Raw genomic sequence first — 13,314 nt, 5'->3', positions numbered from 1 at the left:
TTGGAGGATCAGGAGTTTTCTGTGAAGCCGGCCTGTGAGGGATCCGGTGGAGAGATCACTAGTGAGAATGATGACATGAGTAGCGACAAACAGGGTGAGAGACCCTGTCGCCGAAAGTCCAAGGGTTCCTGCTTAAAGCTAATCTGAGCAGGGTAAGCCGACCCCTAAGGCGAGGCCGAAAGGCGTAGTCGATGGGAACCAGGTTAATATTCCTGGGCCGTGAGGTGGTGACGGATCTCGAAGGTAGTTCATCCTTATTGGATTGAATGGGCTGCTGAGAGGTTCCTGGAAATAGCCCCTCTATAAGATCGTACCCTAAACCGACACAGGTGGACTGGTAGAGAATACCAAGGCGCTTGAGAGAACCACATTTAAGGAACTCGGCAAAATACCTCCGTAAGTTCGCGAGAAGGAGGCCCGTTACGGACGCAAGTCTGTGGCGGGGGCACAAACCAGGGGGTGGCGACTGTTTACTAAAAACACAGGGCTCTGCGAAGTCGCAAGACGACGTATAGGGTCTGACGCCTGCCCGGTGCCTGAAGGTTAAAAGGAGGAGTGCAAGCTCCGAATTGAAGCCCAGGTAAACGGCGGCCGTAACTATAACGGTCCTAAGGTAGCGAAATTCCTTGTCGGGTAAGTTCCGACCTGCACGAATGGCGTAACGACTTCCCCGCTGTCTCAAATGTGGACTCAGCGAAATTGAATTGCCTGTCAAGATGCAGGCTTCCCGCGGTTAGACGGAAAGACCCCGTGCACCTTTACTACAGCTTCGCACTGGCTTCAGACACAATATGTGCAGGATAGGTGGTAGGCTTTGAAACCGTGACGCCAGTCGCGGTGGAGCCTCCCTTGAGATACCACCCTTGTTCTGTTTGAAGTCTAACCGCGGTCCCTTATCGGGATCCGGGACCCTGCGTGGTGGGTAGTTTGACTGGGGCGGTCGCCTCCTAAACAGTAACGGAGGCGCGCGAAGGTTGGCTCAGAGCGGTCGGAAATCGCTCGTTGAGTGCAATGGCAGAAGCCAGCCTGACTGCGAGACTGACAAGTCGAGCAGAGTCGAAAGACGGCCATAGTGATCCGGTGGTCCCGAGTGGAAGGGCCATCGCTCAACGGATAAAAGGTACGCCGGGGATAACAGGCTGATGGTGCCCAAGAGTCCATATCGACGGCACCGTTTGGCACCTCGATGTCGGCTCATCTCATCCTGGGGCTGGAGCAGGTCCCAAGGGTATGGCTGTTCGCCATTTAAAGAGGTACGTGAGCTGGGTTTAGAACGTCGTGAGACAGTTCGGTCCCTATCTGCCGTGGGTGTAGGATACTTGAGAGGAGTTGCCCCTAGTACGAGAGGACCGGGGTGAACGTTCCACTGGTGGACCAGTTGTCATGCCAATGGCAGTGCTGGGTAGCTATGAACGGACAGGATAACCGCTGAAGGCATCTAAGCGGGAAGCCCCCCTCAAAACAAGGTATCCCTGAGAGCCGAGGTAGACCACCTCGTCGATAGGCCGGAGATGTAAGCGCAGCAATGCGTTCAGTTGACCGGTACTAATTGCTCGATAGGCTTGATTTGATCCAGTAGAAGCAAGGTTTCGACCTTCATCTGCTCGACCAAAGTCATACACACCGCACATATTGACGATGAACACACCCTTTTGGGTGCTGATGTTGAGTTTCTTTCTTGGTTTGGTGGTCATAGCACGAGCAAAACACCTGGTTCCATCCCGAACCCAGCCGTTAAGTGCCGTTGCGCTGATGGTACTGCGTCTTAAGACGTGGGAGAGTAAGTCACTGCCAAACCTAGTAAGAAACTCAAACCGTAATCTCTCTTCGATGCACCCCAAACACTTCTATTCTGCTTGGGGATGCGCTTTTGGCGCGGGATGGAGCAGCCCGGTAGCTCGTCAGGCTCATAACCTGAAGGTCGTAGGTTCAAATCCTACTCCCGCAACCAACAGAAACCGCGATTGACCCGGCCCCTGTGGCCGGGTTTCGTGTTTTCCGGGTCGCGATGGCCATCAATCTGCAGGGCCATGAAAGCAACGCCTGTCAGACGTTCACGGGCAAACCGCTTTCAAGTGATTGCGCAGCGGCATCCGCCAAGATCTGTGCATGAAGTCCGTCCTGGATGTTTGGGATCGGGATGGTGCGGTCGGAAAAATGGGCAACAAACGCTCGCATTTCGTTTCTATATGCCGTCTCGTAACGCTCTAGGAAGAAATTCATCGTTGGCGCCGTGCGAAAACCGTCGCCTGTCGCCACATCTACAGTATTTTCGAGCACATTGGCGGCACGTAGCATACCGTCTGCCCCATGCACCTCGATACGCTGGTCGTAGCCATAGGTTGCGCGGCGGGAGTTGCTGATCTGGCATATCTTGCCCGAACCGGTCGTCAACGTAACCGCAGCGGTATCCACGTCACCTGCTTTGCCGATCTTAGGGTCGACCAGCGCCGACCCAACGGCATAAACTGTGACCGGTTCTTCGCCCAGCAGGAAACGCGCCATATCAAAATCATGGATCATCATGTCGCGAAAGATGCCACCCGAGCTGGTGATATAGTCGATCGGAGGCGGTGAAGGGTCGCGTGAAAGGATCGTCACGATTTCAACATTGCCAATTTCGCCAGCCGCAATGCGGCGTTGAACATTGGCAAAATTCGGGTCAAAGCGGCGGTTGAAAGCGGTAAAAAACGCGATGCCGGCCTGTTCGACCCAGGTGATCAGCGCTCGAATGTTGTCCGCTGACATGTCGACAGGTTTTTCGCAAAATATCGCTTTGCCGGCCAGAGCGGCGGCCTTGATAATGTCAAAATGCGTGTCCGTGGGCGTGCCAACCACGATGGCGTCGATATCGTCGCTGGTGATAATGTCATTGGTGCTGCGCACTTCGGCGTGACATGCGGCAGCGAGCGTTTCGGCCGCATGCGCAAAAAAATCGGAAACAGCCACAATCGTGACATCATCCATGCCGCGCAGTGTGCGCGCGTGGACCTGACCGATGCGACCACACCCAAGAATACCAATGCGTGTCATGTTGTTTCTTTCATAAAAGCCCGCAGAACATCGCGCGTGGCGGTGACAAGCGGGGCGTGGGTATCCTTGAGGATTTGCACACGGTCAAACCTGTCGGGATCATTATTCACCGCAGTGCGAAGGGCCGCCCCAAAGGCCATGCGCAATTCAGTTCCAATGTTGAACTTACACACCTTCGATGTGCGCGCCAGTGATTGACGTTGCGCCACAGGCACACCGGACCCGCCGTGAATCACCAGGGGGGTGTCGGTCAGCGTCTCGATCTCACGGATGCGCGGTTCGTCCAACCCGCCTTCCTTGTGCGTTTGCAAATGCACATTTCCAACCGAAACTGCCATGGCATCAACGCCTGTTTCAGCGGCAAATGTCGCGGCCTCTGCGGGATTTGTTCCGGCGGAATGTTCCCCCCCTGCATAGCCGACGAAGCCGATCTCGCCCTCGCAAGAAATGCCTGCGGCGTGGGCCATTTCCGCAATTTGCGCGGTTTCTTCAATGTTCTGACGAAACGGCTTGCGAGACCCGTCAAACATGAGCGAGGTAAAGCCGCTGTCGAGCGCCTCTTTGCACTCCTCGAGGGTGTATCCGTGGTCCAGGTGTGCGACGATGGGCACCGATGCATTTTCGGCCAGGACGCGGAACATTTTTCCCAAGATCGGCAGGGGCGTATGTGCGCGGCAACTTGGCCCCGCCTGAAGGATGACCGGACAGTTTTCAGCTTCTGCCGCGGCGACATAGGCGCGCATATCCTCCCAGCCCAGAGTGACAAGTCCCGCCACAGCATAGCCATCGCGCAGGGCAGGTTGCAGAACGTCCTTCAACGTGACGAGGGGCATTTTTGTTCCTTTGAGCGGCCCCTTGGGGGCAGTGATCGTGCCAGGGTGCAGCGGCGCGCGCAGGGTTACTTGAACTTGGCGACCATGTCCTTGATTCCCGGAATGGTTTCGACTTGATAGGCATGGGTTGGCTGAAAGAACTGCACCAAAGATCGCTGGGTCAGCCCGCCAAGAATGGTAAAGTAATACATCTCGTATCCGGGCATCACGACGCAGGGATGATAGCCGGAACCAAGCAGGATCGTCGAACGGTCCATCAATTGAAAGGCGTCCCCCGGTTTGCCTTCTTCGTGTTGGATGATCTGCACGCCAGCCCCGTGGTTGGGACGAAAGCGGAAATTATAGGTTTCGTCATGGCGTGTTTCGATGATGTTGCCTGCGTCATCCTTGCGGTCGGTGTCGTGTTTGTGCGCTGGAAAGCCGGACCACCCCCCCTGTCCAACGGTGAACAATTCGGACACCAGCAGGCGGCCAACCTTGCCGTGTTCGCGTTGACCAAGGATATGTTTGATACAGCGGTGGGTTTTGGTGTCATCGGATCCGTATTGCACAAAGTCGTGCTCCCGCACATCGAACGGCACAAGGACCTTGTCGTATCGCGCCCCGGCGATGAACGTTTCGGTATCGGACTTTGCGACGATACGGGCCATGGCCCCGACGGGGACATATACGCCTTCGGGCTCGCCATCCCAAACATCGCGGCGGCGCTTGCCCAGACCGGCAAAGCTCACGCCCTCGACATCAACATCGACAGTTCCTGTCGCTGGAACGATACAGGTCTCATAGCCTGGCACTTGGTATTCAAATGCCTCGCCTGCTTGCAGCTTGACGATATTGAAATAGTTCAGCGGCACGGTGGGATCATCCGCATCAACGATCGGTTCGTTCTGATTGTCATGGGGGGCAATGTGCATGGCGTTTTGTCCTTATTGCGTGGGGCCGGAGGTGGGCCCCGGATGATCGAGCAAGAATGTTTCAAGCTGGTCCGTGTCAGGCATCGCCGGGGCGCAGCCCGCCTGAGCCACAACGATAGAGGCGCAGGCCGATCCACGCAGGATCGCCGTTTTCACATCGCGACCTTGCGCAAGTGACGCCATGAAGCCGGCCATGAAACTATCGCCTGCACCCGTTGGTTTGACGGCCTCGACGGGGTAAATGCCAGTCGGGATTTCTGCGCCATTTGCATAGGTGACAGCGCCATGCGGACCCATTTTGTAAACCACGATGTCGGCTGTTTGGGCAAGATCGCGGGCCTTGGCGCGGCCTTTGTCTGGATCGCCCGCCATAAAGCCGAATTCTTCGTCATTGCCAACAATCACATCCGACATCGCGCCCGCGCGTGACAACACGTCGGCGGCAACTTCTGTCGAGGGCCATGAATAGGGGCGGTAGTCCACGTCAAAAATGATTGGAATGCCTGCCTCTTGTGCCAATTCGAATGCGCGGAATGTGGCGGTGCGGCTTGGTTCGGCGGCGAAAACCGTGCCTGCGGTGATAAGGGCGGTGAACTGCCCAAAGTCGACGGCCTCGACATCGTGCAAGGACATCTGGAAATCCGCGGCATTGTTGCGATAGATGACTGACTGGTGATCAGTGACACGCGTTTCATAAATGGCAAGGGATGTGCGTTCTTCGCCTTGGATCGTGCGCACATGCTTGCGGCCGACGCCGTAGGCGTCCAGCTGGTTCAGGCAGTAACGCCCGACCGCGTCATCGCTGACGCATGTGACCAGATCAGCGGACAGGCCAAGCTTGACCAGACCCGCGGCGATATTGGCCGAGGAGCCGCCCATCGCCACAAACATTTCGGTTGCGTGCTCGGTTTGGGCGCGATCCTGTGGCGACAGATCCATTCCGACACGGCCGATAACGACAAACTTGCCACCCTTTATTCCGGTCAATGTGGTCATGTGAAACCCTTTGCGACGCGCGCTTGGGCTGTATCCGCAACGGCGGCGCATGGGCTGTCAGGGCGTGTTTCCCTTGGCAAGTGCGGGCTGTGCGCATCAAGGAAAGGCGCAAAACGCGCGACAGGGATGCCGTCACGACAGATGTCATGGGGTGGCTGGTTGGGCGCGGCGCTTGTCATCACACGCCCTTTCGCTGCTTGGACCTGGTGGATTCCACATCCTTGTGCGCGGCGCGAACCTTGGGGCTTTGGGAAACTTCCGGCGTGCCGACTTCCCACCAGGCGTGACCTTCGCTTGTCCAGCCTTCATAAGGATCCACCTTCATGACGATAACAGTGGTCTTGTCAGCTGCTTTCGCGCGTTTGAACGCTGCACCCAATTCAGCAGGATTGGCGACTGTTTCGGCGATGGCACCCATGGACGCGGCGTGCGCTTCAAAATCGACTGTGAATTGCGCAGTTGCTGTCGGCGTGTCCTTGATCAAATTGTTGAAGGATTCATTGCCGGTGTTATTTTGAAGCTTGTTGATAACGGCAAAGCCGCCGTTGTCCAACAGCAGGACGATCAGCTTTTTGTCTGTCAGCACAGACGAATAGATGTCTGAATTGAGCATCAAGTAAGACCCGTCACCGCAGAACGTAATGGTGTCGTTGTCTGGTTCGCGTTGGGACTGTGCGATACGGGCACCCCAGGCACCTGCAATTTCATAGCCCATGCAGGAAAACCCAAACTCGACATCAACGGTGCCGATGTCGCGCGTGCGCCAGTTCGCCGTCACTTCCGCGGGCAGCCCGCCGGCAGCGGCAACAATGCGGTCACGCGGACTGCACAGATCGTTCACCACGCCGATCGCCTGAGCATAAGAGTTCGGTCGATTGCCCGGCTTGACGTTTTCGGCCACGTAGCGATCCCACTTGGCACGCGCGTCCTGGGCAAACGTTGTCCATTTGGCTGGGGCTTTGTAAGTGCCCATCATTGCGGCAAGACAAACCGCGGCATCGCCCACAACGGGCAGGGACATGTGTTTCATGGCATCGTGACGGCCCACGTTGATGCCGATGATCTTGGCGTCCTTGGCAAAGGCAGTCCACGACCCTGTGGTGAAATCCTGCAAACGGGTTCCAACGGCGATGATTACATCGGCCTGTTCGGCAATCGCGTTGGCGCTGTCCGAACCGGTCACACCCAGCGGGCCACAGTTCAGCGGATGATCAGACGTCATGTTGGCGCGGCCTGCGATGGTTTCGACCACAGGAATACCCGTGCTTTCGGCAAATGCGGTCAGTTCGCTCACGGCGCCGGAATACTGCACGCCGCCACCGGCGATGATCACCGGGCGCTTGGCGGTGCTGATCAGCGCAAGGGCATCGGCGACCTCGTCTTTGTCGGGAGCTTGCCTGCGGACACGGTGAACGCGCTTTTCAAAAAAGGCTTGGGGGTAATCATACGCCCAGCCCTGAACATCCTGTGGCAAGCCGATAAAGGCCGGACCGCAATCGGCAGGATCCAGCATCGTGGCCAGCGCGTTGGGAAGCGACTGAATGATCTGGGCGGGATGTGTGATGCGATCCCAGTAGCGCGTGACGGGCTTGAAGGCATCGTTCACACCGAACGTCGGATCGTTGAAGTTTTCCATCTGCTGCAAGACAGGATCGGGCAGGCGGGTGAGGAATGTATCCCCGCATAGCATCAGCAGTGGCAAGCGGTTGGCATGTGCCAATCCGGCGGCCGTCAACAGGTTCGCGGTGCCGGGTCCTGCCGAGGCCGTGCAAAACATGAACCGCTGCCGCAACCACGCCTTGGCATAGCCCGCGGCGGCGAACCCCATGCCGGTTTCGTTTTGCCCGCGATACAGTGGCAGCGTATCTTGCACGTCATAAAGCGCTTCGCCCAGACAGGTCACATTGCCATGCCCGAATATGCCAAAGCCCCCGCCGCAAACGCGCAATTCTTCGCCGTCGACATCAATGAACTGATTGTCCAGATAGCGGATTATAGCCTGCGCCGTGGTCAAGCGAATGGTGGCGTCCGTCATGGTGAAGTGATCCTTGGCATTATGTGCGACCGCGATTGCGCCTTGCACGTCTTAGAATCTCAGGATAACCATTTTGCAACCGGTTGCAAACCGGTTTTGAAAAAGGATGGATTGTGACTCGGGCCCGTAAAGAAATCGGCATTGGCATTCTGGGCGGTGGCTATATGGGTAAGGCCCATGCGGTTGCGATGGCAGCGGTGGGTGCGGTTTTTGACACGCCGTTGCGCCCGCGCCTTGAAATGATCTGCGCATCCACCCAACAAAGCGCCAACCGCTATCGTGACGCCTATGGTTTCGCGCGGGCGACCGATGACTGGCGCGCTTTGGTCAAGGATCCTGCCGTCCAGGCCATTGTGATCGCGACGCCGCAGTCCACCCACAAGCAAATTGCACAAGCCGCATTTGCATTGGGCAAACCGGTGTTGTGCGAGAAACCCATGGGTGCATCACTGCAGGAGTCAGAGGCGATGACAATCGCGGCCGAGGCAGCGGGCGTGGCCAATATGGTTGCCTACAACTACATTCGCACCCCTGCGTCGCAATACGCACGCCGGTTGATTGCCGAAGGGATGATTGGCGATGTCACCTGGTTTCGCGGCGAACACGTCGAGGATTTTCTGGCCGACCCGCAGGCCCCGGCCACGTGGCGCACAGACGGCTTGGCGAACGGCACGATGGGTGATCTGGCCCCGCACATGATCAACGCGGCCCTTGCCCTGATCGGCCCGATTGACAGCCTCATCGCCGAGGTCGAGACCGTCCATACCACGCGCCCCGGTGGTGCAGTTACAAATGACGATCACGCGCAAATCATGTGCCGGTTTTCAACTGGCATCATGGGCCATATGTTCTTTAGCCGCATCGCGACGGGGCGGAAAATGGGTTACGCTTATGAAGTTACAGGCACCAAAGGCGCGATACGGTTTGACCAGGAAGACCAAAACGCGCTTTGGCTTTACAAGATGGATGAACCCGAGGCCGAACGCGGCTTTCGCAAGATTCTGACAGGGCCTGCGCATCCCGATTATGAACAGTTTTGCCAAGGCGCCGGGCATGGCACGGGCTATCAGGATCAAATCATCATTGAAGCCCGCGATTTCTTGCATGCGATCCATTCGGGCGCGCCTGTCTGGCCCACGTTTCGAGACGGCCTTGAGGTGGCCCGCGTTGTCAACACAGCTCTGACATCTGCCAGAACACGCAGTTGGACAGACGTAGCCAAAGGTTGAAATCATGACAATTCGAATTGGCAATGCCCCCTGTTCATGGGGAATCGAGTTTGCATCTGATCCAAGCTATCCCGCATGGCGAGAGGTTCTGCGCCAATGCGCCGACGCCGGATACAAGGGCATTGAATTGGGTCCGGTGGGCTATATGCCCGAAGATCCTGCGGTGTTGGGCGCGGCCCTGTCCGAGTTTGAACTCGAACTGATCGGTGGTGTCGTGTTCCGTCCGTTTCACGACCCCCAAGCATGGGATGATGTGCTTGATGGAACGGTGCGGACGTGCAAGGCCTTGCAAGCCCACGGGGCAAAGCACCTTGTTTTGATCGACAGTATTTCGCCGCGTCGCGCGCCAACTGCGGGCCGCGCAACCGAAGCAGAGCAGATGGACAAGGCTGAATGGACAGCCTATCGCAACCGCATCAAGGACAGCGCAAAGATTGGTGTGGATCATGGGCTGACGGTGGGTATTCACGCGCATGCCGCGGGGTTCATGGACTTTGAACCCGAACTGGAACGCTTGTTGGATGAAGTCGACGAAGACCTGTTGAAAATATGTTTCGACACCGGTCATCATTCCTATGCGGGGTTTGATCCGGTGGCATTCATGAAGCGGCATGTGCACAGAATTTCCTACATGCATTTCAAGGATATCGACCCGGCAGTGAAGGCAGATGCAATCGCCAATCGCACCGGGTTTTATGACGCCTGCGGGCAAGGAATATTCTGCAATCTTGGGCAAGGGGACGTTGATTTCCCTGCCGTGCGGCAGGTGTTGATCGACAGTGGATTTGAAGGTTGGTGCACCGTGGAACAGGATTGTGACCCATCCATGCCAGGCACGCCGATGGAAGACGCGCGGGCCAACCGCGAGTATCTGGAAAGTATCGGATTTCGTTAACGCGACAGTCTGAAGTGTGAAGTTGGGTGGCATGGCGAGCCGCCGCGAAAGGACTTGAAAAATGAAACGATTGAACTGGGGCATGATTGGCGGCGGTGAGGGCAGCCAGATTGGACCGGCGCACCGTCTAGGGGCGCAGGCCGACGGAAATTTCATCCTTGCGGCAGGGGCGCTGGACCACGATGCAACCAAAGGGCGCGCCTATGCACAGCGATTGGGGGTGGCCACGGATCGCGCCTATGGCGATTGGCGCGAGATGCTTGAAGGTGAACGCAACCGCGATGACAAGGTCGATCTGGTTACGGTCGCAACGCCGAATTCAACCCATTTCGAGATCACCAAGGCGTTTCTTGAGGCTGGCTTTAACGTGCTTTGCGAAAAACCCATGACAATGACCGTTCAAGAGGGCGAGGAGATCGTCAAGGTCGCCAAGGCAACCGGCAAGATCTGCGCCGTGAATTACTGTTATTCTGCATATCCGATGGTGCGGGAAATGCGCCAGATGGTGCGCACAGGCCAGCTTGGCAAAGTGCGACTGATCGTGACGAACTTTTCGCACGGCCATCACGGGGACGCGACGGATGCTGACAACCCGCGTGTGCGCTGGCGCTATGATCCGGCCATGGCAGGGGTATCAGGGCAATTTGCCGACTGCGGCATTCATGCATTGCACATGGCGAGCTTTATCGCCGGGGACGAGGTGCGCACGCTTAGCGCTGATTTCGCATCCACCATCGCATCGCGCGAACTGGAAGACGACGCGATGGTCAATTTCCGCATGGAGGGCGGTGCGGTCGGGCGCCTCTGGACTAGCTCTGTCGCGATTGGCCGCCAGCACGGGTTCGACATTCAGGTCTTTGGTGAAACGGGCGGGGTGCGCTGGCGGTCCGAAGACCCGAACCAGATTTTTTACACGCCTGTAGGTGCGCGCACACAGATCATCGAAAAAGGCGAGAACGGCTTGTCAGACGAAGCGCAGCGCCTGTCCCGTGTGGCGATCGCCCATCCCGAAGGGTTTCCGCTGGCGGTCGCGAATATCTATGTCGATCTGGCTGCCAGCATTCGCGGCGAAACCCGCGACGGATTGCCTACGGCAGCCGATGGCCTGCGCTCCATGGCGGCTGTGCATCAGGCCGTGGCCTCGGCGAAGTCCGGCGGTGCATGGGTTGACGCCCGTCCGCCGATGTTTCGCTAGGGGATTGGCCGCAGGGTTCCCCGCTCAACCAGCTTGCAGGGAAACAGGCGCACTTCAGGATACCGTTCGGGATCCTGAAGCATGGCCACGATCAGTTCCACCGAGGAATGAATGATCTGTTCGATTGGCTGACCGATCGTGGTCAGGTTGATGTTCTGCCAGCGCGCCATTTCCATGTCGTTGAAACCGATGATGCCAATATCGTCCGGCACTTTGAATCCCGCGTCAGCAAGCGCTGACAGCGCCCCGATGGACAGCACATCATCACCGCAAAAATACGCTTGCGCCAGTTTGCCTGCCGCGATCAGTCGTTGCATTTCCGCGCGGCCAGCGTCAAACGAGTAATCTTTGGCAAAAGAATGGCGGCGCGCGACTTCAGGGTGTTTGGCCAGTTCCTGACTGAATCCGCGAAAGCGGTCTTCCGTCGAGGTTGCCGTTTCAGGCCCGCCCAGAAACCCGACTGATGTGTAACCGCGATCTATCAGCGCACGGGCTGCCATGCGCCCGCATTCCGAGTTGTCAACGCCCACGACATGCACGTCAGGCGAGGTGGAAAAGCGTCCAAAGCTGTTCACCACCGGCACGCCCGCATCCCGAAACGCGCGGGAAAATTCGGGCGCGAGCGTTGAGGACGCCACAATCACACCATCCACCGAATACTGCTGTAATCGGCGCACCGAGGTCAGCGCATCATGTTCCCCTGACAGGTTCATCAGAAGCGGGCGCAGCCCCTTGTCCTGAAGTTTTCGGGTAAACAGATCAAAGACTTCCAGAAAGATCGGATTGTGAAAGTTGTTGGATACCAGCCCGATCAGTTTGGTGCGACCGGTGGTCAATGATGAGGCAAGCGCATTGGGTGAATAGCCCAGTTCCACCGCGGCTTTTTCAACCTTGCGGCGCATTTTTTCCGACACCGATGCCCCATCTGTAAACGTGCGCGACACCGCGGATCGAGATACCCCGGCACGGGTGGCAACATCTTTCAGCGTAACAGGCATAGGCAGTATTAGGTCCCTTGACGCAATCGGGTGCAGTGCGAATTTCCCGTATTCATAGGGTGTGACGCGCGCAAGGTCGAAGTAATTTTTGCAACCGGTTGCAAAAAGTGGCGACTCATGCTTTGATTGGCAAGGAAGGGGGGCAAAAGACCTCTCTTTCGTAGTTCAGCAATGAATTCCTAGACATTCCTTGGGAGGAAAACATGAAATCCACGATGAGCAAACTATTCGCGACTGCGGCGATTGTTGCCGCTCCGTTCATGGCGACGACAGCCGTGGCAGAGGGGCACGGCGATGACCTGACCTACATTCTGGTCAGCCATGCGCCGGATTCGGACAGCTGGTGGAATACCGTCAAGAACGGCATCGCACTGGCAGGTGACCAGATGGGTGTGACCGTTGAATATCGCAATCCGCCTACGGGCGACCTTGCCGATATGGCCCGTATCATCGAACAAGCCGCTGCATCGCAGCCTGACGGGATCATCACGACGCTGGCTGATTTTGACGTGTTGTCCGGCCCAATCTCGGCAGCCGTCGATCAGGGTATCGACGTGATCATCATGAACTCTGGCACACCCGAGCAAACCCGCGAAGTGGGCGCGCTGATGTTTGTAGGCCAGCCCGAATATGATGCGGGTCTGGCAGCTGGCCAGCGCGCAGCCGGAGATGGCGTTGAAAGCTTCGTCTGTGTGAACCACGTCATTTCCAACACAGTTGTCGCCGAGCGCTGCCGCGGGTTCGCTGATGGTCTGGGCATTGATCTGGGCGACAGCATGATTGACGCGGGCCAGGACCCCGCCGAGATCAAGAACCGTGTTATCGCCTACCTGACGGCAAATCCCGAAACAGATGCAATTCTGACATTGGGTCCAACTTCGGCTGACCCGACGCTGCTTGCTGTCGAAGAAATGGGCATCGCAGGCGATATCTATTTCGGGACGTTTGATCTGGGCGAAAACATCGTCGCGGGCATCAAGGACGGAACCATCCAGTGGGGCATCGACCAGCAGCCCTTCCTTCAGGCCTATTTGCCTGTTGTGGTTCTGGCCAATTATGACCGTTACGGCGTTCTGCCGGGCAACAACATCAACTCTGGACCGGGCTTCGTGACTGCTGACGCTTTGGGAAAGGTTGAAGAATTTGCCGGCGAGTTCCGCTAGGTTCCTGCCGTAATCAATGGGGG

At 57.2% G+C, this 13,314-nt stretch carries 10 protein-coding genes, 1 tRNA gene and 2 rRNA genes (1 of these 13 cut by a window edge); 7 read left to right on the top strand and 6 right to left on the bottom strand.

Features of this window, described 5'->3' with window-relative positions; translation table 11 throughout:
- The 3 genes from SJY21_RS08985 to SJY21_RS08975 all read left to right on the top strand — a co-directional run.
- Nucleotides 1-1,570: ribosomal RNA gene (locus tag SJY21_RS08985) — 23S ribosomal RNA — on the top strand; it begins 1,262 nt to the left of the window's first position.
- A gap of 112 nt (nt 1,571-1,682) precedes the next feature.
- Nucleotides 1,683-1,797 (top strand): 5S ribosomal RNA (gene rrf / locus SJY21_RS08980).
- Between the two features lie 77 nt (nt 1,798-1,874).
- Nucleotides 1,875-1,951 (top strand) — tRNA-Met (locus SJY21_RS08975).
- 95 nt (nt 1,952-2,046) lie between these two features.
- Here SJY21_RS08975 and iolG read toward each other — a convergent pair.
- The 5 genes from iolG to iolD form a co-directional block, all read right to left on the bottom strand.
- Nucleotides 2,047-3,033 (bottom strand): inositol 2-dehydrogenase, encoded by a 987-nt coding sequence (gene iolG / locus SJY21_RS08970; protein WP_377509206.1) that lies wholly within the window; start codon nt 3,031-3,033, stop codon nt 2,047-2,049.
- Nucleotides 3,030-3,866, bottom strand: a complete 837-nt coding sequence (locus SJY21_RS08965; protein WP_377509203.1) for a class II fructose-bisphosphate aldolase — start codon at nt 3,864-3,866, stop codon at nt 3,030-3,032. The genes iolG and SJY21_RS08965 overlap by 4 nt, the downstream gene beginning before the upstream one ends.
- Nucleotides 3,867-3,931: 65 nt before the next feature.
- Complete coding sequence (locus tag SJY21_RS08960) at nt 3,932-4,780, bottom strand: 5-deoxy-glucuronate isomerase (protein WP_377509200.1); 849 nt, start codon at nt 4,778-4,780, stop codon at nt 3,932-3,934.
- Nucleotides 4,781-4,792: 12 nt separating this feature from the next.
- Nucleotides 4,793-5,776, bottom strand: coding sequence for a 5-dehydro-2-deoxygluconokinase (gene iolC, locus SJY21_RS08955; RefSeq protein ID WP_377509197.1), 984 nt, complete (start codon nt 5,774-5,776; stop codon nt 4,793-4,795).
- 178 nt (nt 5,777-5,954) lie between these two features.
- Nucleotides 5,955-7,811 (bottom strand): 3D-(3,5/4)-trihydroxycyclohexane-1,2-dione acylhydrolase (decyclizing), encoded by a 1,857-nt coding sequence (gene iolD, locus SJY21_RS08950; RefSeq protein ID WP_377509194.1) that lies wholly within the window; start codon nt 7,809-7,811, stop codon nt 5,955-5,957.
- Between the two features lie 164 nt (nt 7,812-7,975).
- Between iolD and SJY21_RS08945 the strand changes: the two genes are divergently transcribed.
- From SJY21_RS08945 to SJY21_RS08935, 3 genes are all read left to right on the top strand, one after another.
- A complete protein-coding gene (locus tag SJY21_RS08945) occupies nt 7,976-9,040 on the top strand; it encodes a Gfo/Idh/MocA family protein (RefSeq protein ID WP_377513202.1) in 1,065 nt (354 codons plus the stop codon).
- Nucleotides 9,041-9,044: 4 nt separating this feature from the next.
- Nucleotides 9,045-9,935, top strand: coding sequence for a TIM barrel protein (locus SJY21_RS08940; protein WP_377509191.1), 891 nt, complete (start codon nt 9,045-9,047; stop codon nt 9,933-9,935).
- Nucleotides 9,936-9,996: 61 nt separating this feature from the next.
- Nucleotides 9,997-11,130 carry a Gfo/Idh/MocA family protein gene (locus SJY21_RS08935; RefSeq protein ID WP_377509188.1) on the top strand — a complete coding sequence of 378 codons (1,134 nt, stop codon included), beginning with the start codon at nt 9,997-9,999 and terminating at the stop codon, nt 11,128-11,130.
- On the opposite strand, the gene SJY21_RS08930 is transcribed toward SJY21_RS08935, so the two are convergent.
- Complete coding sequence (locus SJY21_RS08930; RefSeq protein WP_377509186.1) at nt 11,127-12,128, bottom strand: LacI family DNA-binding transcriptional regulator; 1,002 nt, start codon at nt 12,126-12,128, stop codon at nt 11,127-11,129. The two genes, SJY21_RS08935 and SJY21_RS08930, sit on opposite strands and share 4 nt — an antisense overlap.
- Before the next feature lie 215 nt (nt 12,129-12,343).
- Between SJY21_RS08930 and SJY21_RS08925 the strand changes: the two genes are divergently transcribed.
- Nucleotides 12,344-13,291 (top strand): sugar ABC transporter substrate-binding protein, encoded by a 948-nt coding sequence (locus SJY21_RS08925; protein WP_377509183.1) that lies wholly within the window; start codon nt 12,344-12,346, stop codon nt 13,289-13,291.
- Nucleotides 13,292-13,314 lie beyond the last annotated feature (23 nt).

The sequence above is a fragment of the Octadecabacter sp. R77987 genome (assembly GCF_042466115.1).
Taxonomy (GTDB): domain Bacteria; phylum Pseudomonadota; class Alphaproteobacteria; order Rhodobacterales; family Rhodobacteraceae; genus SW4.
This window is presented reverse-complemented; position numbering and strand designations above follow the sequence as displayed.